We start from the raw sequence: 25,408 nt of genomic DNA on the forward strand, positions 1-25,408 counted from the left end.
CCAAGCTATTAAGGGGTCCTCTTTGGACCCTGAAACAAATTGGGATGAATCTTTGATCTCTGCTTACTGATCGAGAAACCAACTTGGAAGTTTATTCATACCAGAGTTTTCGAACATGTTGGGACTCGTTGCACCGATGGAAACCTCCCACCTTTCAAGTGACTGACTAAATGCGCTCGCGTTTTGGAAGATACCATTCATGTCGATCACAGCAGCAACATCCCAATCATTCAAAGGCTGATTAAACTCCTCTGCTCCGGTGAACATCAGGCTCATATCTGTTACGTTTGAGGTGTTCCAAGTGCCAAGAGCTTGGTTAAAGCTCGTCGCGTAGAAAAACATGCTGTCCATATCAACGACATGAGATACGTCCCAATTTTCTAGGGGCTGATTGAACGTCGATGCCCCTTGAAATGCACTGTTCATATCAACGACTTTCGAAACATCCCATTGAGAGACATTGATCCGATCAAAGTCTTGGTCCAATGGTTCGATTATGTCTTTGTAAAGGGACGAAAGATCGGAAAATTGAATTGAGATCTTCCTAAGAGGCCGTGGCGTATCGAGTACTTTCTTGAGTTCCTCTCGGCTGTATACCAAAGTATAAGTGGTTTCTTCGATAACAGCTTGATCGTTTTCTGAGCCCGTTTTCCCACCATTATTGGCTGCATCCTGGGCTGGTGCCTGACTATCTGGCTCCTGAACAGGAATATACTTTGGAGTTCGAACAGGTGGCTCAGATTTTCGCGCATTATCGCCCTTGCTGCCTCCGCAAGAAGACATTAGTCCCATAATTACAACAATTTGTATGGATCGCATGAATCCTCCCCATAGGCGAAGGTGTTAAAGTAAGCCAGGATCTGGAAAGCACCACTTTTACCATGCCTTTTTGATGGCGTCAATATAACACTTAACCGTATATACTCCCTATCCGCCATCCAACTTAGCCATCGGGCTTCCCTCTCGGTAAGAATTCAGCCCATACACAAAAATAGCGTATTTTTTCCCTAATATTATCTACTAGTTATTATATGTAGCCACTTGTAGCCACAGTTTCAAAAAAATACTAGTAGCTAAACCGCCGGAAAATGGCCCCTATTTGAAATATCTCTGCCGCCATCGCCAAACTGTCGAAGAGAATGTTATTGGAGCTTGGAGAACCTGCTTACGAATCCCCTTGGGGCTTTAGAGGAAACACTCGTTTCGGGTGCTCTCATAATACCTAAAGACATCAAACTTCCTTCATTCACGATGGACAAGACTTGTCCATCGTGAACTATTTTCCCAGAAAAAAGCAATTTCTTGAGGTATAGTAGGCCCGGAAAATCTGATTGGCTCGTGACTAGGATGAACAGATGCAATGCCCCAATGATAAATCGCCTCTCTCATATTTCGATCATATCTATAGCTGTTCAAGCTGCCACGGAAGCTTTCACAAGCGCGAAGGACTCGGTCAAAGTCTGTATCATAATTTAGGTGAGATGTTTCGTAAGAGATCTGTTGAGCAGCAAAAAACCTGCCCTCATTGCCAATCCAAAATGCTAGAGATCGAGCACCAAAGTGACGAGCTTCATCTCGATATCTGTCTATCTTGCCAAGGCATATGGTTTGACTATGGAGAGATTCCACACCTTGAACGCTACATCAAGCAAAGGTTAAAGCGCCCCCAGCGCTATCTCGATGTCAAAAAGAGATTACAAGAATCTGCGGTTCAGACTCTCTATAAACGTTATCTCAATACCCCAGGTGATCGGAGTGATCCAAGCAAACTAGAAATCCTTTTTCAAATCTTATCGAGCCTGCCACTGGAGCGAAATTTACGACCGATCAAAACCCCTGTCACCGTGTTTGCATTGATAGCCATTAATATCATGATTTTCGCGCTAAGCTACAACACAGGCTTGGGTGAAGTGTTTCAATCCTGGGCTTTTATTCCTGGGCAATCACCTGCCTTCCCTAATATTCTTTACTCCATGTTTCTACACGGAGGATTTCTTCACCTTTTAGGCAATATGTACTTTTTATGGATCATGGGCGATAATGTGGAAGACTTAATGGGGCCAGCCAACTTCCTCTTGATATATTTTCTTGCTGGCTTTCTAGGTTTTGTCGCATCAGAGATCTCTGGTCCAGCAGGCGTTCCCCATGTGGGAGCAAGCGGAGCGGTGGCAGGTATCATGGCCGCGTACCTCCTGCTATTTCCCAAAGCAAAGTTCCTGCTCCGCTTTTTTCTTGTGATTGTAATTCCGATCTCATCACTATTTTATATTTTGTTCTGGTTCGGCATGAATGTGGTCAATTTTGTGGTTTTCAAGCAGGCTGGGGTTGCCTGGAGCGCTCATATCGTAGGATTTATTGTTGGGTTTATTGGCACTTACATCTTCCGCAAGCGCCACGGCATCATCGACCAGGAATAACCGCACCCTGGTCCTTGCCTACATCAGCTTCTTGATGTCTTTGCCATGGCCAAAGAGCACAAGGATATCGCCCTCTCTCAGGGGAGCATCCACCACAGGCACCCCGATGACTTTCGCATCCCCAGACGCATCCGGTCGCTTTAAGGTCACCAAGTTGAGTTGATGTTCCTCTCGAAGCTTGATGTCTGCCAGGCTCTTGTCGACGAAGATCTCTGGCACTTCCACTTCAAAGAAACCGTAGCCGTCTCCCATATCAATAAATGAAAGGCAGGTGCCAAGGCCCAAGCGATAGGCTAGATTGAAGGCTGAATCCCGCTCTGGAAGAATCTGTTCTTTGATTCCCATAAGAGAGATAACCCGCTCCTGTACCGGATTCATCGTTCGAGAGATGAGCCTCTTCACTCCCAGCTCCTGACAGTGGGCCGTAGTGAGTACAGAACTTTCGAAATCTTCTCCGATAGCAACAATCACCACATCCATGTCCTGAAGCCCCAAGTTTGCCAGGCCCTGCTTGTCTCGACCATCCAATACCACAGGGTGGGCCGAAAAGGGTTCAACGGCGCGAACGCGATCCTCATCGGCATCCACCGCCAGGATCTCGATTCCAGCTTCACTGAGCTTCTCACAAAGACTAGCTCCGAAATGCCCCAGACCGATAATCGCAACTTTATTGACTTTCATACGGTATTCATCTTTCTAAAAAAGTTGTAAATCTTCTTCAAGATAGCGATGTCGCTGTTTGTAATGCTCCATATATAGGCCCACAAGTAGGGTGTATGGACCAATGCGTCCGACAAACATCAGAAGAACGATCAAATACTTGCCCAGATCAGAGAGCTGCTCGGTAACTCCCACTGACAAGCCCACGGTACCGATTGCAGAGACAATTTCAAATGCCAAAGGCAAGGCTTCTAGTTGGGGCTCGATAAAAAAGAGCAGAGCCATAGATGCCGCCGACATCATCATGGTGAGGGTCACAATATTAAAGGAGCGTAGTACAGATTCTGGGCTAATCCGCCGCCTAAAGACATTCAAGCCCTGATGACCCTTGATATGCTGGCGCAAGCTCAGCAATACCACTGCAAAATTAAGGGTTTTAATACCACCACCTGTGGAGCCGGGCGAAGCGCCAATCCACATCAGCATCATAAGAAAGATCAGAGTCGGAGCACTCACTTCAGCCAACGACCACGATGAAAAACCTGCCGTGCGCGTGGTAACAGAGAAAAAGCTGGCGTGAAATAGCTGTTCCCCGAACGGCAGATGAGACAGGGACTCTCGTCCTTCTAGTAAGGCTACCACAACAGTCCCTACCGATAGCAGACATACTGAGGATACCAGGACAAGTTTCGTAGCTACGGATACATTATAAATCCTCATGGGGTAGCGACTACGGGCCTGAGTCACGATTTCCGAAATAACAGGAAAGCCTAAGCCACCGCAGATGATCAAAACCATCAAGATTGCGGAAAAAGCATTGGCACCCATGTGATCGTAACTTCCCTGGAATAAAGTCATCCCAGCGTTACAAAATGCTGATATTGAATGAAAAATACAATGATAGAAAACGTTCATGTCTATAGGCTGATCAAATCCTCGCGCGGCAATGTAAAGAGCTACAGCTCCAATGGCCTCGATACTGATAGTAACGACGATAATTTTGCGAAGCAGATCTCTAACCAAGCCGATGTTATCTTCACTGATCAGCTTTGCCAGAAGGATCTTTTCCTTTACAGAAAGACTGCCGGGAAACAGAGTCATAAACATCATGGTCAGGGTCATGATGCCAAGCCCTCCTGCCTGGATCAGAATTAAGATAAAAAATTGACCCAACGGAGTAAATGTTTCAGCCAAATTAAAAGGCAACAGCCCCGTAACACAGATAGCACTGACTGCAGTGAAGAGAGCATCAGTTACGGAAATCGAATGAACCGTTGCCTTTGGCAATAGTAGTAAGCCAGTACCCAAACCTCCGGCTAAGAGAAAGCTCAGGATCATGATCATCCCTGGATCAAGTGAGGCCCGGCGAAACCACTGATACTTCTTGGCCTGACTAACAAGGGTTACCACAATCAGCATGACCTGAATCACAGCCAGATAGAGCAAGCCAACTTGATCCAGGCGAATTCCTGGAACAAGCCAAGCTAGGGCCCGATTCACTAATGGCAAGTCAGCAAAGTACAGAACAGAAACCAGCAACATGACCAGTTCCAGGGGCTGATGACGAATATAGGCCAGCAAATTGCGATCACCAAAGGTCGCTCGCAAGATAACCTGACCAACAAAAATAGCTAAGGCCAATTCTGTGAGCTGACCGACGATACTCTTGATTTCGGGAGTCAGGAAAAAACCAAAGCGAGCAATAATCAAGATGAGAGCCGTGAGGCTCGTACCCGCCAAGGTAAGATCAAGTATTTGGTTGATCCGGTAAGTTGCAGTAGGGGTGGCCATAAAGTTCCTAAATCAGTTTTAAGCCTCCATCATAAGGAGCTACTCAGTCAGTGGCAATGTAAAATCACCTACCCTTGTCGACTTATGCCAAGTGAACGTGTCTAGAGGTGGTCTCAAAAACTGCCTCCAAAAATTAATTTCTAAGATGATTCAATAGAGCTTAAACTCGCTTTATTGCGTCGGAAGGTAGGGCTGGTGAGAGCATCGCTAACTCAAACTAGTGCCTAGTCAAGCTGAATTCTCGGCTAAGCGACAAGGAGCGAGCGAGGAGAGTACGTGCTGGGTACGGTGACGAGCGAATGACGAAGTCAACAACGCCGAGGCTTCAACTTGGCTAGGCACTAGGACGAGAATTTCCATGATCCAGTATCGCCTCAACAGTAAAAATATAATTGAACGTATCGCAGGTCCCTGGCTTCAAGCCAATGGTAACCAGGGCAAGGTGAGGCCAGAGACTGTTTTGGGACGTAATATTTGGACTTTCTTTCGAGGCACGGAGCTGATCTCACTTTACTCGCAGCTTTTCGACTATGTTCGGCGAACTGAAAAAGTTTACGAAGTCCCGTTTCGCTGCGATAGCAAACAATTCAAACGGCTGATGAAATTACGCATCGAACCTGTACGGCAGCAGGCCAAGGCTCTCGATATTAGCAGCACAGTGCTTCAAGAAATCAAAAGAGAGAGCCTCCCTATCACCGACGAGACAAGGATACCTCCGCAACGTTTTCTGGTATGCGCGATCTGCCAGCGAGCATCTCTTTCAGGCCATGTTTGGTTAGACCTTGAGTCCTTTGCGAAGGATTACCTGATATTTATAGAAAACGCGCCACCCCCTATGGGCGAACGCATTTGCCCCGACTGCTTAAGCGCCCAATTGCCTGCTGACCATATTGTAACGGCACATGGAGATGTGGATCGATTCGATAGGGTACCCCTGATATTATTTTTACACGGTGAGGCTCAGCAGGAGCACCTATTCCGTCTTCAAGCCCCTCCTCGATTAGTAGCGACTGGTCAACTGCTCGATCAAGCACCTCCGTTCTACCTTTTAACTATGATCAAACGACAAAGAGGCCCGTGGGATGTTCGGCAAGTGATGACGATTCTAAACCGGATTAGCCTTTCTTATCCCATCGATATCAAGCGAATCTACCTTACTGGCCTTAGCTCCGGGGGACTCGCCAGCTGGAAGCTTATCAGGACTTATTCCGATGTTTTTGCAGGTGCTGTCATCGCAGCCAGTACTCCCCTTGGTGGCATCAATTTATCTCAGCTGAAAACACCCGTTTGGGTTACCCACGGAGGCCTGGACCTGGCTACGTCTTCCAGCCGAATCCACAGAGTCATGTCGGAGCTTATTGAAAGATCAGCAGAAGTAAAGTGCACGGTTTTTCCTAATCAAGGGCACGATTGTTGGTCATCCACCTACCATCGAAACGAAATATGGCGCTGGCTATTCGAAAAATCACTATAGACTGAAATCTTACACTCTATCCGCGGGGCAGAGGGTTAAGAGAAATTCATTGAATGAATAGTCTAAGCGGTGTACTTTTCCCTGGTTTAAAATAGACTTATTCACACAGACCTTAAGTGAGGGATGGACGATGCACCCCAAAGTCCTTGTAGGCATTGGCTGCTCAGCGGGAGGCCTCGAAGTTTTGCGCTTTTTAGTGTCGCGACTCACCCAGTCCAGCCACAATTCAGTGATTGTCGCCCAGCATATGTCGCCACAGTCCCGAAGCATGCTGACCGACATACTTGCTAGGGATACAGCACTTGATGTGGTGCGGGCTGAAGACGGCATCGAGTTAGAGGCTGGCAAGATCTATGTTTCGACTCCAGTTTATGACATGACTGTGGTAAACAAGCGACTGCGCCTGATCCTCCCCGAGCAGAGAATCGGCCCCAAGCCATCCATCGACGCATTGTTCTGCTCTATTGCCAAGGAGTGGAAGGAAAACTGCGTCAGTATTGTTTTAAGTGGCACTGGTAGCGATGGCGCTTTTGGGACTAAAGCGATCAAAGCCGCTGGCGGGCTGACCGTTGCGCAAAAACCCCATACAGCCCGCTACGATGGAATGCCACGGTCTGCCCTGGCTACGGGGGATGTGGATTTCACCTGGAGCCCCGATAAAATATCCGAGGAGTTGGATCGCCTCGAAGAATTAATGGTTCACCGAACCCAAGAAGAAACACCCCTTCAAGCTCGAGGGGAGAACCCAAGCGAATATGAAAAAGTTTATGAAATTCTGAGGCGCAAGACTAAGGTGGACTTTAGCGTCTATAAGATGAATACTTTCGAAAGGCGATTGAATCGTCGCCTGCTTGCAACCTCGTCGAACCTTGAATCGTACGCCCGTTACCTAGCTTCTGATGATGAAGAGTGGCGCTACTTGTTTCACGATATTCTTATCTCGGTAACGAGTTTCTTTCGCGACTACCAGCAGTTTACGACGCTGACCGATCGATTTTCTGCCTATATCGATCGACACAGGAGCAAGGAATCGATCCGAATCTGGAGCGCAGGCTGCTCCAGCGGAGAAGAACCCTACAGTCTGGCCATCCTTGCCCTTGAGGGCATGCGCAAGCTGAACCTTAGCAACCCGCCGACGTTGCAGATCTTTGCTACCGACATCCATGAGCACACCATGCAGGAGGCACGCCGCGGTAGCTTTTCCAAAGTGTCCCTCGAAGGCCTCAGCGATGAATTGATCGATCGATACTTTGAACAAAACGATACCAACTATCAAATTAAGAAAGATGTGCGGGACCTTGTCCTTTTCGCCCGCCATGATTTAACTATAGACCCACCCTTCATGCGTATGGACCTAATAACCTGTCGAAACGTATTTATTTACTTCGATCAGGACGTTCAGGAACGCATTCTTCGGATGTTTCACTACGCATTAGTACCAACGGGTCTTCTTTTCTTAGGCAAGAGTGAATCCATAAACGCGGGAAAAGACCTATTTCAGGTCTTGGACTCTCAGGCTAAGATCTTCGAGCGGGCCAACATCCCAGCTGATCCAAGTTTTGTTTTCGGCAGTTTTCCAACCCATGATGGGCAAATACCGAAGTATCAAGTTATGAGAAAAAAGAACGAGCAAGACAGCATCACACGAGACATCATTCAAAGCATGGCACCACACAGCCTTATGCTGGATGAAAAATTTCGAGTGCTCGCAATCTTTGGCAAAGCCCGCGGCTTCCTGAACTTCCCTGAGGGAGAGTTCACCATGGAACTTGAACAGCTGTTGGAATTGCCGCTTCGCAATAAAGTTATGACAGTTGTTCATCGCTGTTCCCGATCGATGGATATCACTGAAATCAGCGCTACGATCCCTGATCACGATAGCAGGGAAGAAAGGGTCGTTACAATCCGGGCCTTTCCACTAACGGTGCTCGATAGCAAACGGGTGGTCCTATCATTTGCCGAAAAAGTTCACGTGATCAGCTCTGAGAGCAGCGTCGAACCGATTGAAATCAAGGAATTGGAACAGGAACTTACAGCAACTCGCGAACACCTTCAGACTGTGATTGAAGAGCAAGAGACTGCCAATGAAGAGCTGCAAGCACTCAATGAAGAGCTGCAATCAGCCAACGAAGAGTTACAATCAACCAATGAAGAACTGGAGACATCCAATGAAGAGCTACAATCGACCAATGAAGAGTTGACTACTGTTAATGAGGAACTCAATACCAAGTCTGTACAATTAGCAGACCTATTCCAGTACCTCACCACGATTCAAGATGCCATTCCCAACCCCATCGTCGTCATCGACCATGAATTTCATCTCAAGAAATTCAACTATGCAGCGAAGGCAACCCTAAACCTCAATTCAACCATGGTCGGGTCCAATTTTCGGCTTATCGAAACGGGAATCAATCTTAGCACTATATTTGAAACCATCGAGTTTAGCGTCAAGTATCAAAAAGCAGCGAGCATAAGCCTGAAAGACGTGGGGCGCAGTTTTGATGTGTTTAGCCACCCCCTGATGAATACAGCTGACGAGATCAGTGGCGTGGTTGTAACTTTTCTTGAGAACACTGAACTAACCACTGCACTCCAGCGGGCCCACCAAGTCGAGGGACAGCTTTACTCCATATTGAATAATATTCCTGCCCTCATCTCTGTAAAAAATACCATAGGTCACTACACTTACGTCAATCCGTTCTTCTGTCAGGCGATGCAACGTCACGCTAATGACATCATCAATAAATCCGACGAAGAGATCTTTGGTGCCTCAATCGGCACAAGGCGACGAAACCGTGACTTTGAAGTACTCAAAACAAAGAGCACCGTACTTGAAGATGATGTTTTAATCGCCGATGATGGCACTAGGAGAGTCTACCAGACAGCCTCACTTCCCCTCGAAATCTCGGGAGAGCAACTGGTTTCTATTTGCTCGGTTGCCTTCGATATCACCCATCGAGATTTCACTGAGCGCCAGATCAGAAATTTCCAGCGCTTTGCTCGCTATTCGAACGATCTCTTCTTAGCGTTCGACTGCCAAGACCAGCACTCCCAGCTCGTTTTTGGCGATGAGCTGGTGGCCCAGTTATTTGGCTACGAACAAGAAACCTTTCGCAATGCTTCGATCTTTACAGTTCTCAGCTCTATTGCCAATCTCCAAAGTCAGCAGGACTTAGAACAACTGGCTCGGGATCTAAGCTCTCACGACACCTATGAGTTCACTTTTGAGTTTCAAACCAAGAAGGACCAAATTCGCTTCTTCAAGGCTAAGTCCGCCAAAGTCAACGAGAGCGATCACACCCAACTCCTAATCACAATTGTCGACATTACAGAGGAACGGGAAAATAGCCGCTTAGTTCAGCAGCAGCAAGAAGACCTTCTCAGGGCATCGCGCCTAGCCTCTCTGGGTGAAATGGCTGCAGGGATCGCTCACGAATTAAAGACTCCGCTCAATACTATCCAGGGCTATGTAGATCTCGTTCATGAGTACTCTCGCCATCGAGATGTTGACGAAACCATCAGTGATGCCATGAGCAATATTGAAGATACTGTTTCTAGGATTTCTGAAATCATCGTTGGCCTCAAGTCAATTTCAAGGAATCGAGAGGGAGAAAAAAGCAAGACTTGTAACCTTAAGTCTATCGTTGCCGAAGTTGCGAAAATATGTGAGTACCACCTTAAAAACAAAGGGGTCGAGTTTCGGAATCTGATAGAGGCTGACTTGAAGGTGACCTGCCAACCGACTCAAATAAGCCAGGTCTTGATCAACCTGATTAACAACTCGGTGGATGCGATTTCCCTTTTGCAAGAACGATGGGTCGAAATCGGACTGAAGCAGCAAGATTCTACAATTTTATTACAGGTCACCGATAGTGGAACCGGAATACCTGATTCCATCGCCAGTCAGATCTTGACTCCATTTTTTACCACTAAAAAAGATGGAACTGGCTTGGGTCTAAGTCTTTCGCGGAATATCCTGAAAGCCCATCAAGGGGACCTCTATGTCGATAAGACTTGTAGTAACACCCGATTCGTGGTCTCCTTGCCCATCCATACAGAATAGATAGAATTGTAGTTTCCACACCCTCATGATATGAAGGTTTTATTACTAAATTAATTGAATCAAACAGCCTCTAGTGCCATGGCAGCCTTATCATTATGAGGAAAGTATGAGTTCACTCAAGTTACTAGTGGTGGAAGACTCACACGAATTGGTGCGCATTTGGCGAACTTTGTTTCGAGTTTCCACAGACTTCAAAGTCAAATTCTGCTTATCTGGTTCATGCGCGAAAGAAACCATCTCTGCTGGCTACAAACCGGATGTGGTGCTTACTGATTATTACCTTGGCGACACCAACGGCATTGCCCTGATGGAAGAGATTCGCGAGGCTCGACCCAGCTCTAAGTTTATTGTGATTACAGGCAACACAGAGGACGAGAGGATGCTCAAGATGCATCGCCAGGGGCTTTTCGCTCTTCTGCACAAACCGGTAAAATTTGATCTAATCAAACAAAATATCGAAGCGGTAGCTCGGCAGGGAACATAAAAGGGGGCTTTTCCGCCCCCTTTATGATAGGTCTAGGAATGCTAGCTGCTAAGTTTCATCGCGAGGCTTAAAGTCGCCTGTTGGCACAGCACTCGGCGGTGTCGGTGGTAAAACTTGAGCATTACCATCTGCTTGTGGCACCACATCGTAGCCATGAGTATCAACTTCTGAGTCGACTGTACTGGTACTTAAAGCCTTTGTCGCATCGTAATCGATATCGTAAATGCCAGTGCTCGTATTCTGAGTGAAACACTGAGCTGTGACCAGTGGTCCTTCACCGTTACCTGTGTAGCGATCATCCTTGTCAGCGGAGGTGTTGTTACCAGCAAACGGATGCCAATAACGTTTCGGAAGAAGTTCACCGGAGCCTTCACCATCACTGGCTAACGTGCCTCGGATACTCACGTTCGCAGCACCTGATGTTCCGCAGCCGGAAAGGACGCCCGTGGTGTCGTCTGCAGTAATGTTAAATACAAAGCCACGGGCTGGCTCGTTGAGGCGACCACCTGGGTTTCGCCAGTAGCTGATATTTCCTTCCGCTGTCTCTGCATCGATATCAAACTGAACGTACTTGAAGTTGTTCGACGTGCTGTTTTCGCCTGAATCGGGGATCACATCGTAGTCGACGATCCCTTGGCTATCCAGACCATCGAGAGTTTTTTCTATTGATGCAATCCGAACTTCGAACCGATTCCTCAGATTGCTGTCTGTATCGTACTCCTGAGCGAACTTCACGCTCACGTACTTATTCATGTTTGCGGTATTATTGGGGTCATTACCGCCCTCTTGGAGCTTGGTTGTTGTTGTCGAAGGGCGCTCTTTGAAACTGATCACCCCGCTGGACTCGCCCTCTGTTTCACCTTTTTTGTAGACAAGGGTCATATTGAACGCTTTGCCACCCGGTGCCGCGGAAATCTCAGTCTTGTAGAGACCGTCGCCCAGATTTTCCATGGTAGCAACTTCGAAACCGAGGTCCGCATCCTCCACGGACGCTAGGAAATCCTTGGTCTCACCATCTGCGGGTAACTCAGTGTCACCACCAGCTTTCTTCACTGAGCAAAGAATCCCTGCCACGGTATCCAAGGCACGGTCAACCAACTGGGTGGCATCGAGGACCTCTTGCCTTGCAAATGCAACCATACAAGCTTCACCGTCGCTGTGCTTGCCATCGGTGGTACCGCCGCTACCGGATGGGCCATTATTAAAAGGATTCATATCGTTATCAAACTCGTAGCAAGTGACAGTCTCCTTCGATCGGTCATTGAACAAACCCGTGGCGAAGCATTCAGAATCGGCTCCACCCTGCAATATTTCCTGGCGAGCCTCGATTTTCTCTTCCGGCGGCTTCTCCTTTGACGTCGTTCCCGCATCCTGGAGAGCTAGTGTCGTGGTTGTTTCGTTAGGAAATACGGACAGCGCTAGGGCCGATGGATAGGCGGCTGTGAGAGGGTTCTCTGCCTCTAGTTCTTCAACGGTGTCGACCTCACCATCATCAGAACTTGCATCGCTATCCTCATCGTCATCAGTGCTACAACTTATGGCTGCTGCTAGAAAGCTTACCAAGACGAACGTTTTGGTAAAGCCCTTGCTCTTCTTTAGAATCACGCTCCTATCCTCCTTAAGGAATCTTTATTATCCTTCAAAGTTCTCGACGTCTTTGCCAAATATTTTAGGGAATCAGAAAAAATATAAATAAAGGAAAATTTAGGCTATGGATTCGATCACCTAGATGAACTAGCTAGGAATCCTGACTCGCATTAACTCAAGAATAAATCTCGTTACCAGCTCTGGAGTTAGGTTTTTCCTGAAGCCTCATTACGAAATGGTATAACTAATAAGAATCTTTCTTAGTACTATTAAGGCACACCTATAGAAACGGCTTACTAACAAAGACCCATTCATCACTATCAAACGATCGCTTAATGAATTCAATAGATCTATACCGTCTGGTAAAAAGGTCGTTTCTTTGAAATCAACCCTGAGAAAAAGAGAAATTCCCACCTTAGGTATCTTAATACAAGTTTAACGAAGTTCGGTTGATCTCTACCACGGTTTCCATTACAAAATCCAAACTAGGGAAAAATTTTTTACTTGGGAGATTCAGTCATGAAGCTATGGACACCAGCCATCGCCCTCATCCTTGCAGGATGTGGGGCTTCTCAAAATCCTTCGTCTTTAGACGAGGCTTGGGATACGCGAAACGATCCGATCATTATGGACACCAGTCGCAATTATGAGAAAAATTTCGCTAACTTACCCCGCTCTGCAAATCTTAGCAAACAGCCTTGGAGTGGTGACTACTGGGCTAGTTATCGCGGGGGTATCAGCTATCGTTGGAATGCATCGGTAGCAGAAATTGATCGTTATCGCTACGATCCGAAACCCTATTACAACTTATCGCAAAATCAACTGCGGCAGCTTTCTCCTGCAGAGAAATACGATATTCTTCGAGGGCGGCGAGACTACCCTCTGACGCAAAGCGAGCGCCGTCGGACCCGAGTTTTACAATCCATTCCTGGGCGACCGGAGTACATCCCAGGCTATAAAATCCCAACTTGGGAAGGACTATGCCATGCTTGGGCACCTGCAACTTATAGCTTCGAAGAGCCTCAACCAGTCACGATGAGAAGCCCCGAAGGTATCGAAGTGCCTTTTGGGTCATCAGATATCAAGGCGTTGATCACCTACTTCATGCATCAAAAACAATCTTCGGCTCGCACCCAGTTCTTGGGTCGGCGGTGCAATGAGTCATTTGAAAACCTCAGCGGCGAAGCGCTGAAAAAAGCCAAAGAAAGCTCAGCCTGCCGTGATGTAAATGCAGGCGCTTTCCATGTGGTTATCAGCAATCAGATCGGAATAGCAGATGAAAGCTTTGTTGTGGATGTGACCCGTGACGCGGAAGTATGGAATCAGGCGATCGAAGGCTACTCTGTCCAAGTTGTAGAACGTCGGCCTGTGGAGCAAGGCTATCGAAATATGGCCCAAGGTACTGAAACTATCGTCCGCGTTAAAACTACCATGGCCTATACTGTAGAAGTTCCGTCTCGCTGGGCTGGGGATACAATCAAAGGGCCAGGAACCTTTCGTCCCGCTACCTACCGGGTAACCTACGACTACTGGCTAGAGCTCGATGCTTGGGGAGACATTCTTGGCGGTAAGTGGAACACTGAAACACGGCCAGACTTCCTATGGAAGCAAACGATTCCCGACTTCGGCGCGGAATGGAGTGAACTAAGAAAGCTCTATCAAGCATCTATCAATGGAGGAGTCACACCTCCCGAGCCAGGACCACAACCTGAGCCTCCCACGGATGATATGAAACCAGGGTTTCAAATCAAATTCACCCACAATAAATGTGTCGATATCATCGGTGGAGTAGCACGTTCGGGTCAAGCTGTGGTGCAACGAACCTGTGATGGCCGCGCAACTCAGCGATGGAATTTCGTAGCACGAGGCAATGGCTGGAGCCTCATCCAAAGTGCTGCCAATCCAGAACTTTGTTTAGACCTGGAATCTTCGTCAATGCAACCAGGGTCTCGCATCATCGCTTACCGATGCACAGGAACCAGTAATCAACTTTGGCAGATCACGCGATTTACTTTCCCTGGAACAGCTAATCCTGAGTTTACAGCTATTAAAGTTGGGCATGGAAGCAACATGTGTATGGCTCCACACCCCAGTCAGTACTACCTAGACCGGGCTCAGTTGGGCCAGTATCAATGTACCGGCAACAGCTTTGATCGCATCGTAACGCCATTTCCCTACTTAAACTAAAAGCAAAAGCGTGACCTGTTGGCAGGTCACGTTCCTTACACCGATGAAAGACTCCTGACATCGACCGGATGATTTGGGCGAACTGCAAATGAAATTGATTTGCTCAGTTATCATCTTTTAGTTAAGTCCACCCGCCTACCTGCGATGCAAACCAAGCAAGCTGCTCTAGTTCCTGAACGGTTAAAGAACCTCTTCCAACCATTCAACCGCCTTTAGCCTCACGCCGATAGCATGGCCGAACATCGCCTAAGGGGGGCTAATGATACGCTATCATGAATCAGGGCAGGTAAGCTTACTGATCCTTTTTTTCTCTGGAATCTCTGCTTTGATGCACGTAAAGCAGCAATGGCTAGGAGTCAATATCTTGCAAACTCAAGCCTCCCGATCGCAACTACAGAGCGATGGTCAAGATCTCAATCTATCAGCACTATCGTTGGTGAAAGCAGCCTTCCATAGCAAGGACTTCAATATTGCCTCGCCCATAGATTATCATCAGGGGAGCTTCATAGGAGTTGGAACCAAGAACGTGCGCATCTCTCCGTCAGGTCGGGCGTTAATGGTGAGACCAGTCATAGCCAAAGACTCAAGCACACTGGAACAGTTGTTTCTTTCATCCAGCCCGAGCCTGAGCACCGGATCTGCAAAGGTCTCAGTGGAACGCTATAAAGAACATAACAGTAGACGCTGGCTTGATCTACTCGTTGAAAGCCACGTCACCGTTAAAAATAAATCTCTTAGGGTCGCGAATCGCGCCCGCCTAGAGATACCCTTAGTCACGGACCCTATCTGTGATGGAGCCATTAAAGGGGGGCATATTCGATTGGTCTACACAAAGCATGGTGTACACCATGCTGATGACCCTTATCGAATTCGAGTGCCCTGCGGAGACATCGAACAGGAGTGTCGAAATTTCCGTATTGGAGTTTGTGGCAATGATCCTTGCACAGAATTTGCTTGCCAGTACCGTGATGCTTACGATCAAGACTGGCAACCATTGAGCCAACCAGAACGCTTCTCTACAATTCTAGCTCTGTGAAATATAAGATCTATATGTCTGCGTCTGTGGTTTTCTGTGCAACGATACCAATGTAGAATAAGGGATCACCATTGATACTAAAACGATGGCAGTATCTTCGATAGTATTCGATCCGCAGTTGGCCAGACTTGGTGAGGTTGTTGATCAAACCCGAGAATCCACCTTGATCCTCTTTACTGAGGAAGTCTTCTTTGATGTTAAAGGCCACCAATCCACCAACATCTAGCAGGTTATAAGCAACCGAGAATACAGCAGGTGGGATATCACCAAACCCTAGAGCTGCGACAGTCGTAACTAGGTTAAACCTCTGCTCTTTGAGATGGGTCATAATCGATTCGTCACAATTCGTTAGATCCATAGCAAAGTATTCGTTGTAGGCCCACGACCGATCCCTGATGGTCGCCGCTTTTGCAGCATCAAGAATATCGCAACCTGTGATAGATCGGATGCCAAGATTTTGTAGGGCCTCGCCCATCATCCCATTGCCAGCACCGAGATCAAAAACCCTCATTTCTTCAGGGTTGATCTTTTCCTCTAGGATCACATCCCGCAAAAGATCAGCAACTTTCCAAGGGGAATTACAGCGCAGGGTTCGATAGAAGATGGTTTCGTAGAGGCCAGGGATCTTATAAATCTCGTCATAGTCGTGAAAGCGAATTTTCCGCCACTCGCCATCCATTTTGATTTCACACCACTCCTCATCTTGATCGAGGTCTGACTTCCGTGGAAATCTAATAGGAATTGGACCTTGGCTGATAATCTCATCGAAATCTTGAATAGAAGGTTCGTGATACAAGATAGGCTCCGTGTTCAGATCAAAGTGATTTTGCAATGTATATTATTAAGATACCAACATACTTGCAGCGAAGTTTCAAGGCAGCTACCCGGATTCACCTGAATTTTTCACCAAACTTATGCTTCAACAAAGTATGCCGACCCTGAATAAACACACCATGAACCCTTAGTAAAGCACCGGCCAAGGGACCCGTACAAGCTGGCACCACCGGCCTTGCCATGATTCATAAAATTCATATTTGGCTTTCGAGCCAGTGCTAACTGGGCTACAAGATAGGCTGCTGAAGTAAATTAGTCAGCTATAATAGCACACAAGTATCTGATGGAGACCGTATGACAAGCCATGCCCCAACAAAAAAAGGTTGGTTTTCAAAGTTTCTTCGCTTCGTAGAATGGGCGGGAAACCTTCTACCCCACCCCGTCGCTCTGTTCGCAATCTTCGCCGCAGGTGTGGTGATTCTGAGTTTTCTGTGCGAGCAACTTGGGCTGCAGGTCCCCGATCCTCGTCCTGAGGGCGCAAAGGGACGCACCATGGATGGCGTCATTCTTGCGAAGAGCCTTCTGAGCGCTGAAGGAATTCGTTGGATGGTTCTTAGCTGTGTCAGAAATTTCACAGACTTTGCTCCCCTTGGAACCGTTCTAGTAGCCATGCTGGGAGTCGGGGTTGCTGAAAAGTCAGGGCTATTGGCAACTGTGATTCGTGCCTTGGTTCTGAAGGCACCAGCTCATTTGATCACTCCTGTACTTGTCTTCGCTGGAGTCATCTCCAATGTAGCCTCAGAAATGGGTTACGTGGTGCTGGTTCCTATGGGCGGCTTCATCTACCTAGCTCTTGGTCGGCACCCGCTTGCTGGAATGGCAGCAGTATTTGCTGGAGTCTCCGGTGGATACAGTTCGAATTTATTGATCTCCACAGTTGATCCTCTCTTATCTGGAATCACTCAAGAGGCTGCTCGCTTGATCGCCCCCGAATACAGCGTCCATGCCGCCGTAAACTGGTACTTCATGGCATCGAGTTGTATGATTGTTACAATCCTAGGCTGGTGGATTTCTGTGAAGATTGTAGAACCCACACTTGGAGCTTATGAGGCAGGCCATGGTGATTTCGAAGATGGTGCTGAAAAACAATATCTCGAAGCACTTACGACTAAAGAAAAAAAAGGCCTACTCTACAGTGGCCTAAGCCTCTTAGTTTTAACAGCGATCACGTTAGTCTTGTTACTTCCCGAGGGAGCCGTACTACGCAACCCATCAGATCCCACAATTCTCAAGTCTGCATTCCTAAAGGGAATCGTAACGTTTCTATTCCTCTTCTTCTTGATTCCATCCACGGTTTATGGCTATGCGGTAGGTGCCTTTAAGTCTGTGGACGACGTTATCGAAGGGATGAGCCAGGCCATGAGAACCTTGGGCCTTTACATTGTCCTAGTCTTCTTCGCGGCCCAGTTCATCGCTTATTTTAAGTGGACCAACTTAGGCTTTATTACAGCAGTCAAAGGCGCTGATTTCCTACAGAGCATCGGCCTAACTGGAATAGGGGTTTTTATTCCATTCATCTTAATGTGTGCTCTGATCAATCTCTCCTTAGGATCAGCATCCGCCCAGTGGGCTGTCACCGCACCGGTATTCGTGCCTATGTTGATGTTGCTGGGATATAGCCCAGAGTTGATTCAAGCTGCTTACCGCATTGGTGATTCGACAACGAATATCATCACACCTATGATGTCCTACTTCGGGCTAATTCTAGCGTTTGCCCATCGCTTCGATAAACGCCTGGGTATGGGGACCATCATCAGTACGATGCTACCCTACTCCATTGTGTTTCTTATTGGTTGGGCTACTTGGTTTTATCTTTGGGTGTTTGTATTTGGATTGCCTGTGGGGCCTGGAGCAGCGACCTACTTCACTCCCTAGAGATTTTCTGGCTCCCTAGCCTAGGCAAGTTGAATTCTCGGCTAGGCGACAAGGAGACAGTAGGTGCTGGGTATGGTGACAAGCGAGTGACAAAGTCAACAACACCGAGACTTCAAATCGACTAGGCCCTAGTGGCATTCAACTGCCTCTAGGGAATGTGGATGTCCCTACTTATACTTAAGAATCAGCATTACCTGAGCACCTACATCCACATCTCCCGCTTCGATCGCTACCGATTCATCAGCACTACTGCGAGCAAATTGCAAGCGACTCATATCTCTAGGGCCTCCGCCCTGGGGGCCGACTATCACTTGAGCAATCTCCTGATAGTCGAGTCCTAGGCTGCCCAAAATCTGTTGTCCCTCCTTAAGTGCTTTTTGCGCACCCATGGCAAGTGCCTTATTGCGAGCATGGCTTAGCTCTTGCTCAGTCGCGGTAAAGCGAATATGACGAATTTCGTTAGCGCCATGCTTAATGACTCGATCCAGCATTTCACCAGCCCGATCAACGGGCACTTCAAAGCTAAGAATCGCTAGGCCTTCAAAACCAAGATCTTGCTTTTTGCCCCCTTGGTAGCGAGACCTTGTTTGGATCTGGTATTGATCTGTACTTAGTTTCTCAACCTTATCGCCTTTTAAAGCTTTGGTGAGACGATTAGTCTTGGTCCTTAGCTCACCTTGCACCTTGGCTGCATTTTTATCTAGAATCGAAATAGCTACCGAGATCTGAGCAATACTCGCTGGTAGGCTAACTTTTCCATGACCAGACACCTGAAGGACTTTGGACTCAATCTCTGAGACTGCTCCAAATGTTTGGCTGGACAATAGGATTACAAGTAGAAGTACAGAATGTTTCAACACGTTTTAATCTCCTTATCATGAGGAAAATGCGTTCTCCATAGCTAGAATCTTCGTCATCTAATCCATAGCTACAGAACTGAGTTTTCCTTCAAGATAGCACCTTTCATGATGAAAGGCGCCTAAGAGTCTGCCTGAGCTGGTTCAGGCAGACTCTAACTATGGAGGTCAGGAACGGTCTTCCATCTTCTTCCTTTGACGCATATCGAGATGAACCTTCTTCCAACGCAGCTTGCTGTTTTGCTTGAAAGCTTGATTTCGACGATCCTGCTCTCGCTGCATCTTTTGATAGTTTTTCCAACGTCTATCATCAATATCGCCAGCTTCAATGGCCTTTAGAATTGCGCAACCGTCTTCGACAGTGTGAGAGCAATTTCTGTAGCGACAGTGAGGCATTTTCGACTCGATATCATCAAAGGCCTCACTGATAGTTTCAGCTTGAACAATCGGCTGGAACTCCCGCATTCCGGGAGTATCAATGACCAAAGACCCATTCGCCGCTTGCAGCATCTGCCGGGACGTAGTCGTATGACTGCCCTTATCGAAGAAGCTGATCGCTTGGGTTTTCTGCATATCCTCGCCACAGATATAATTGACCAGGGTACTTTTCCCTACACCAGATGATCCAATAGCGACCAGCGTCGCACCTGGGCTTAACAGGCTAAGAAGCTTATCTAGACCAAGCTTCTTGGGAGCACTGATCGGAATGATCTGAACTCCACGTGCAATCCGCTCCACCTGCTCAATGTAGTCGTCTGGATTGTCACATAGATCCTGCTTACTCAAAACAACCACCGGTGTTGCTCCGCTTTCTTGGATTGCGAGCAAGTATCGCTCTAAGCGACTCAGATTAAATTCATCGTTCATCGATGTCACGATCAAGGCATAATCGACATTAGCAGCGATGGGCTGCACCTGGCTGCGATTGCCAGCAGCCATCCGTTGCAGTAGACTCTTGCGCTCGTATACCTGCTTCACAGCCAAAGAATCAGAGTCGAGCAAGCCGTCGAGCAAAACAAAATCACCCACTGTTGGTTGCATGTTAATACTCTCCGGCAGCCGAGCTTGCGCCGAGATTTCGCCATTGTGAACTTCTAAAACTCCCTTGTGCACCGCTAAAACCCGAGCAATCTTATCAATCTCCTGCTCATAGTCTTCAATTTGGCTCATAAAAAACTGCCCAAAACCCAATGAATGTAGATTCACAGTAGTCCTCGTAAATAGATTTTTCGCAAGATGCACGCACTGGTACATTACAGCGATTTTTCATTCAATTTTTCTTAAAAATACTAAACTTAGGAGGCGAGAGGGTGGGTCCAGAACATGAGCGGTCTATTGGTGCTCTTGTCTGTTGCTAAAAGAATCCCTTCGCCGTTTTTCCTACAATCATACTATCCTCCTTCTGGAAAAGTGAATTGATTCGATTTAGTTATAGCAGTCCCTGTCCTCGGAATCAAGAAGTGCTTTCATCTGAACTTGATAGACCACTATTCGGAATTTTGGAACCAAAGCTTTATTAATCTGTCGCTGTTTATTCAATCAAAAAAGGTTCGCGCCCTTCCTAGTCGGAGGCCATAACATACATATTATCATTTAATATCAGTTACTTAAGAGAACTGTTCGAAATAGCAAACAATGAGTTCCCAACTAAGGGATTTTCGAGTCGCATTAATTCACCGAGAGTAGACACGTTGCTAAGCAGCATGAAATGCCAAGTTCACGGATCGTCCTAACTATCCCGAAAGGAAAACAGCTATGAGCAAGATCATGCCAACTCTGTTTCTGTCTCACGAATCGCCACTGCTTTGGGATACTCCGTCGCCAGCCAGAGAATTTCTTTGCAACCTTGCTAGCGATTTAGAGCGTAAACCTAAAGGCTTAATAGTGGTATCAGCTCACTGGCAAGAACCACAGTTCTCTGTTTCGAGTGCGGAATCACCTGCTACTATTCATGATTTTGGTGGTTTTCCACCCCAATATTATGATGTTCAATATCAGTCGTCAGGGTCTAAAGATGGAGCATTGGAACTGATCGGGGTATTAAAATCCCAAGGGCTCGATATCCGCGAAGACCCCACACGAGGCATGGATCATGGAGTGTGGATTCCCATAGGCTTGATGTATCCTCAAGGTGAATTGCCCGTGATTAGCTTATCCATCAAACTCCGTGGCTCCGCAAAGGAGCACTACCAGCTTGGGCAAGCTCTCAAACCTCTCCGAGAACTGGGGTATTTGGTGGTAGGCAGTGGAACAGCAACTCACAATTTGGGAGCCTTCTTTGGGCCCGGCGGCGTTCCTCAGCTCCATGCAGCCCCTGACCCAAGGGTTCAAGCGTTCTCAGATTGGCTCCGAGGTAACATCAACGACCATGAGGTGATTCTAAATTACAAAAAGGCTGCCCCTTACGGCTATTTCAATCACCCAAGCCCCGATCACTTTCTCCCCCTGATTGTGGCGATGGGTGCAGGCTCGGGTGATCTGGCTCGATGTATTCACCATTCCTATCACTATGGGTTTTTTGCGATGACTAGCTTTCGTTGGGGGTGATGTTTTGGCTGACTCAAGTTCCTAGCGTTACTGATTCTATTTATTTGATCAGGCAATGGGTATGTAACAGTTTGCATGCCCCCTTCTTATAGGTGCTAGCATGATCTAATCACAGCCGAGCTTTATGTCGATAACGATTTTGAACCTTTCTCCCACCTAATGGCAACAACCTTTCACGATAATCTCCTTGCTGCTTGGCTCAGCGATTCTATTACTTGTTACAATTGGAGACGATCGAAATGAAACAAATAAATCTCTCGCTCTACATCAAAAACTTCCGTAAAGCGCAAGAACAACAAGGAACCCAGTCTGGAATGTCGTTAATCGAAATACTAATAGTCATTTCAATTATGGGAGGCTTGATGGCAATTTTGGCTGATGGTCTCATGGAGGTGGGCACCGATGCAAGAATTCAAACAACCCGTTTGCAGATGAGTAAGATCAACTCCTCGCTTGCTCGATATCGGCTTCATACGTTCAAGCTGCCCACCTCTGAACAGGGACTAGATGCGCTAATCAAGAACCCGGGGATTAAGCGATGGCGGGGACCCTATCTTAACGAAAACCAATTGCTTGATCCTTGGGGGACACCATTAAGCTATGAAATTGAGGGTAATAGCTTTGCGATTATATCAGCTGGTCCCGACACCCTAGCAGGAACAGACGATGATATTAACTCTCAAGAGGAGGGCGATAATTAAATTAAGTAAGATCCGGAATAATAGGCCGGATCTTACATACACGGCTATTACTCGGCTGGAGCATCCTCAACACACATAAGGTTTGCTTCAGGGGTATAGTTTTCTAGCTCAATAACAGCGATATTTTCTTTGTGGCCTTCTAGATAAGCTTTCTTTACTAAAGTACCGTCTTCAGTAGCTGTAAGGCGCAAGATTCGAGGGGCCTTTTCAGAATTAGACATATACCAGAATAAGTAGTCCCCAGCTAAAACTTTTACGTCGCTTGACTGGACTTTGTAGATGTTTTCTCCATCCGCTGCAAATAGTTCTTTTTGAAGCTCGGCTAATCTATCAGAAAAGTAACTGAATTGGGGAAGTTTGGTTCCTTCGGGACACTTTACGTCTGCCATGGAAACGTAGATCTTTAGTTCTTCTTCTTTCTTCGTTTCAACAGACTCTACTGGTTGGGTAGGTGGAACCTTGGTTTCTGTGTCGACAACTTGAGGGGGAAGAACCTGGCCCACTGTGTTATTCTCTTCAGTTTTTTTATCCACGTTCTCTAAACTGGGAGTGTCAACTGGATCTGTACGCTTATCTTTTTTTTGGGGAAGACAGGCACTCGTGGCAACAGCAAAAACAATTCCGGACACAGCAAGTAGTTTTTTCATCATAACTCCAAATATAACTCTATAATCATGTTTGCCAGTGACTTGGCTTCTTTCGTAGAGCAACAATCATACCGATCTTGGGAACCTTCTGAGGGAGGCGTGATGCCTATTTAATCTTATGATTATACTGAGAAGATAGGAAATAGGCTAAGAGTTCCTTGCCATCGAGTGTATAAGTTTGACACGAAGTTCAAGAGCTCAAACATAGCTTTATCGTTTAGATACAGAAAGGGGGAAGTGTTTCAGCACTTCCCCCACTAAATCCTTCGTTCAAGGAATTTCAAGTCATAGTCAAGACTACGGCTTACATCTGTAATTGCTATCGCGAAAGAGATCAAAAAGTTGAGTAAGTTCTGTGCTACTTAGAGTAAATGGCACAGAGAATCGACAAAGCTCCCAGTTTGCACTATCATCTGATCCTTGTTGACTCATAATATCTTTTTTAAACTCCTCCAGTGCGTCCCCTCGATTATAGTTGAAAATCTTGTTGAAGTTTTCACTGTAGCTTTTAACGATCGCTGGATGTGTGAACTTCACTAAGTTTTCGAATTTACCTGTTTCAGCTGTTTCAGACCAATTATAGCTCCCGGTGTACACCGCTGAGTTGTCTACAACCATATACTTTGAATGCATCTGCTGGGCAATTTTGTGAGAATGAAATCGGTAGTTTCTTTTAAAACGGACATTATCATCTCCCAGAATCAGGGCTAAGTCACGGTCTACATTGGAGTTTGCTGATGTTCTAAACGCATATTCACCGCCATCGGTTACTAACTGAACCTTAACACCACGTTCAAATGCTTGAATAATCGCCTGATGAATATCGGGTCTATTATAGTGAGTGGTTGCTATTTTGATTTCTGATCTTGCACTGTCTATAGCTTCGATAAGCCATGCACTTGCTACAGCACTGCCTACTTTAGACCATCTTCCTTCAGTAGTCTTACTCTTCTTAAAGTTACTTGAAGTAAATCTCACCAAATCACTTGGTTGGTATTCAGTCTCGACAATATTTATAAAAGTCACATCAGTCCCGTTGCTAAGCTCATTGTTCCAGTGAGCTGCGTTGTTCCAAATATAGGTGAACTCTGAAGAAAAACCGCCGACAAGTTCAGCCTTACGAGTTTTGAAAAAATCTTCGTCATACGGTTTAGAGTCATTTTCATCTAAAGTCGTGCTACTCCAGTTGGCTGATCCTGAAAGGAGAATATTATTATCGATCACAGCAAATTTATGGTGCATCTTTGTTATGTTGTACCTTACTTCGATGCCTGCATTTTCAAAGTCAGTACAGATACTGCATATAGTCTTTCCCTTCAAAAGAGTATATTTAGTGTCGTTATTGATCAGAACTCTAATCTTAACACTATCGTCACTAGCTTTTTCTTTTAGAGCAGCCTTTATCTCTCTGTTACTAAAGCTATACATCGCGATCTTGATCTCATTTTTTGCAGCCTTGATCGACTCGATGATTGTCTTTTCAATTTCTTTGTCCCGTGACGGCGCAAATATTACCCTTGTTTCCAAATTAGGTTCAACTTCAGGTTTTTTAACCACAGGTGTTGCAACTTCTGGTTTTTCAACTACAGGTGTTTCAACCACAGGTGTTACAACTTCTGGTTTTTCAACTTCTGGTTTTTCAACTTCTGGTTTTTTAACTTCTGTTTTTTTAACTTCTGGTTTTTTAACTAAAGGTTTGTTTAGTTCGGTTGCTGAACTCTGGTCGTTCGAACCCGGCTCTATTTCCCTCTTGCCTTGCTCACCAACGACTTCAGGGGCTGTTGGAACAGCTTCAGGTAAGCCTTGAGCTTTAGTTCCTTCTTCTGGTTTGAGAACATCTTCTTTTGGGCTACTTGGAGGCGCTGTGCCATCATCAGACTTACTAGGTCCTGAGTTACATGCAGAAATCACTAGGGCAAATAAGAAAGGGCTATAGAGTTTCATAATATTCCTTTGAACGAAAGGGAGGATAAGACTCGCACTTTATAGCACTGTCATTATGGCTATGTAAATAGTGGATTTGTTTATTTACAACCCTTTTACCTATCTGTAATCACTCCTCGGCTCTCCCTGAAGACTGAAACCATCAATACTAACTTTGACTTTCGTTTTATGCCCCGATTCATGAGGCTTTCGAGATCCGGTTAAATTGAAGGTTTCATTCGGGTCTCGCTCATTGGTAGAATGGACAAACGCCTAATCGCTGCTAATGCTTGCTAGTAGGCCAGAAGATTTGGCTTTACCAATG

18 protein-coding genes are annotated in these 25,408 nt (G+C 46.4%); 9 read left to right on the forward strand and 9 right to left on the reverse strand.

The genetic code is table 11. The features are described from left to right. Positions 1 to 63 precede the first annotated feature (63 nt). The gene (locus B9N89_RS05170) at positions 64 to 819 is read right to left on the reverse strand and encodes a BspA family leucine-rich repeat surface protein (RefSeq protein WP_132316151.1); all 756 of its coding nucleotides are present in this window, start codon (positions 817 to 819) and stop codon (positions 64 to 66) included. A gap of 536 nt (positions 820 to 1,355) precedes the next feature. On the opposite strand from B9N89_RS05170, the gene B9N89_RS05175 reads away from it, so the two are divergent. After that, a complete protein-coding gene (locus B9N89_RS05175; protein ID WP_132316149.1) occupies positions 1,356 to 2,417 on the forward strand; it encodes a rhomboid family intramembrane serine protease in 1,062 nt (353 codons plus the stop codon). Positions 2,418 to 2,435: 18 nt separating this feature from the next. On the opposite strand, the gene B9N89_RS05180 is transcribed toward B9N89_RS05175, so the two are convergent. Then, positions 2,436 to 3,098 carry a potassium channel family protein gene (locus tag B9N89_RS05180; protein ID WP_132316147.1) on the reverse strand — a complete coding sequence of 221 codons (663 nt, stop codon included), beginning with the start codon at positions 3,096 to 3,098 and terminating at the stop codon, positions 2,436 to 2,438. Between the two features lie 15 nt (positions 3,099 to 3,113). Beyond that, the gene (locus tag B9N89_RS05185) at positions 3,114 to 4,868 is read right to left on the reverse strand and encodes a TrkH family potassium uptake protein (protein ID WP_132316145.1); all 1,755 of its coding nucleotides are present in this window, start codon (positions 4,866 to 4,868) and stop codon (positions 3,114 to 3,116) included. Between the two features lie 358 nt (positions 4,869 to 5,226). On the opposite strand from B9N89_RS05185, the gene B9N89_RS05190 reads away from it, so the two are divergent. From B9N89_RS05190 to B9N89_RS05200, 3 genes are all read left to right on the forward strand, one after another. Continuing rightward, on the forward strand, positions 5,227 to 6,342 hold the full coding sequence (locus tag B9N89_RS05190) for a carboxylesterase family protein (RefSeq protein ID WP_132316143.1): 1,116 nt from the start codon (positions 5,227 to 5,229) through the stop codon (positions 6,340 to 6,342). A 130-nt stretch (positions 6,343 to 6,472) separates the two neighbouring features. Then, positions 6,473 to 10,405, forward strand: coding sequence for a CheR family methyltransferase (locus tag B9N89_RS05195; protein WP_132316141.1), 3,933 nt, complete (start codon positions 6,473 to 6,475; stop codon positions 10,403 to 10,405). Between the two features lie 106 nt (positions 10,406 to 10,511). Next, complete coding sequence (locus B9N89_RS05200) at positions 10,512 to 10,889, forward strand: response regulator (RefSeq protein ID WP_132316139.1); 378 nt, start codon at positions 10,512 to 10,514, stop codon at positions 10,887 to 10,889. A gap of 48 nt (positions 10,890 to 10,937) precedes the next feature. Here B9N89_RS05200 and B9N89_RS05205 read toward each other — a convergent pair whose 3' ends face one another. Next, positions 10,938 to 12,494, reverse strand: a complete 1,557-nt coding sequence (locus B9N89_RS05205) for a hypothetical protein (RefSeq protein ID WP_132316137.1) — start codon at positions 12,492 to 12,494, stop codon at positions 10,938 to 10,940. 501 nt (positions 12,495 to 12,995) lie between these two features. On the opposite strand from B9N89_RS05205, the gene B9N89_RS05210 reads away from it, so the two are divergent. Together B9N89_RS05210 and B9N89_RS05215 are read left to right on the forward strand one after the other, a co-directional pair. Beyond that, complete coding sequence (locus B9N89_RS05210; protein WP_132316135.1) at positions 12,996 to 14,663, forward strand: RICIN domain-containing protein; 1,668 nt, start codon at positions 12,996 to 12,998, stop codon at positions 14,661 to 14,663. 259 nt (positions 14,664 to 14,922) lie between these two features. Then, positions 14,923 to 15,699, forward strand: a complete 777-nt coding sequence (locus tag B9N89_RS05215) for a hypothetical protein (protein WP_132316133.1) — start codon at positions 14,923 to 14,925, stop codon at positions 15,697 to 15,699. 10 nt (positions 15,700 to 15,709) lie between these two features. On the opposite strand, the gene B9N89_RS05220 is transcribed toward B9N89_RS05215, so the two are convergent. Then, a complete protein-coding gene (locus B9N89_RS05220; RefSeq protein WP_132316131.1) occupies positions 15,710 to 16,495 on the reverse strand; it encodes a class I SAM-dependent DNA methyltransferase in 786 nt (261 codons plus the stop codon). A gap of 332 nt (positions 16,496 to 16,827) precedes the next feature. Between B9N89_RS05220 and B9N89_RS05225 the strand changes: the two genes are divergently transcribed. Further along, a complete protein-coding gene (locus B9N89_RS05225) occupies positions 16,828 to 18,408 on the forward strand; it encodes an AbgT family transporter (RefSeq protein ID WP_132316129.1) in 1,581 nt (526 codons plus the stop codon). Positions 18,409 to 18,575: 167 nt separating this feature from the next. On the opposite strand, the gene B9N89_RS05230 is transcribed toward B9N89_RS05225, so the two are convergent. Together B9N89_RS05230 and rsgA are read right to left on the reverse strand one after the other, a co-directional pair. After that, a complete protein-coding gene (locus tag B9N89_RS05230) occupies positions 18,576 to 19,268 on the reverse strand; it encodes an SIMPL domain-containing protein (protein ID WP_132316127.1) in 693 nt (230 codons plus the stop codon). A 165-nt stretch (positions 19,269 to 19,433) separates the two neighbouring features. Continuing rightward, entirely contained in the window at positions 19,434 to 20,471 is a 1,038-nt protein-coding gene (gene rsgA / locus B9N89_RS05235) for a ribosome small subunit-dependent GTPase A (protein ID WP_159455157.1), read from the reverse strand. Positions 20,472 to 21,020: 549 nt separating this feature from the next. On the opposite strand from rsgA, the gene B9N89_RS05240 reads away from it, so the two are divergent. Then, positions 21,021 to 21,812 (forward strand): DODA-type extradiol aromatic ring-opening family dioxygenase, encoded by a 792-nt coding sequence (locus B9N89_RS05240; protein WP_132316123.1) that lies wholly within the window; start codon positions 21,021 to 21,023, stop codon positions 21,810 to 21,812. A gap of 239 nt (positions 21,813 to 22,051) precedes the next feature. Next, positions 22,052 to 22,513, forward strand: a complete 462-nt coding sequence (locus B9N89_RS05245; protein ID WP_132316121.1) for a type II secretion system protein GspG — start codon at positions 22,052 to 22,054, stop codon at positions 22,511 to 22,513. Between the two features lie 47 nt (positions 22,514 to 22,560). Here B9N89_RS05245 and B9N89_RS05250 read toward each other — a convergent pair whose 3' ends face one another. Together B9N89_RS05250 and B9N89_RS05255 are read right to left on the reverse strand one after the other, a co-directional pair. Next, positions 22,561 to 23,160: a hypothetical protein gene (locus B9N89_RS05250; RefSeq protein ID WP_132316119.1), complete on the reverse strand. Its 600-nt coding sequence runs from the start codon at positions 23,158 to 23,160 to the stop codon at positions 22,561 to 22,563. Positions 23,161 to 23,457: 297 nt separating this feature from the next. Continuing rightward, the gene (locus tag B9N89_RS05255) at positions 23,458 to 25,104 is read right to left on the reverse strand and encodes a phospholipase D-like domain-containing protein (protein WP_132316117.1); all 1,647 of its coding nucleotides are present in this window, start codon (positions 25,102 to 25,104) and stop codon (positions 23,458 to 23,460) included. Positions 25,105 to 25,408 lie beyond the last annotated feature (304 nt).

It is taken from the genome of Pseudobacteriovorax antillogorgiicola, from assembly GCF_900177345.1.
Lineage (GTDB): Bacteria > Bdellovibrionota_B > Oligoflexia > Oligoflexales > Oligoflexaceae > Pseudobacteriovorax > Pseudobacteriovorax antillogorgiicola.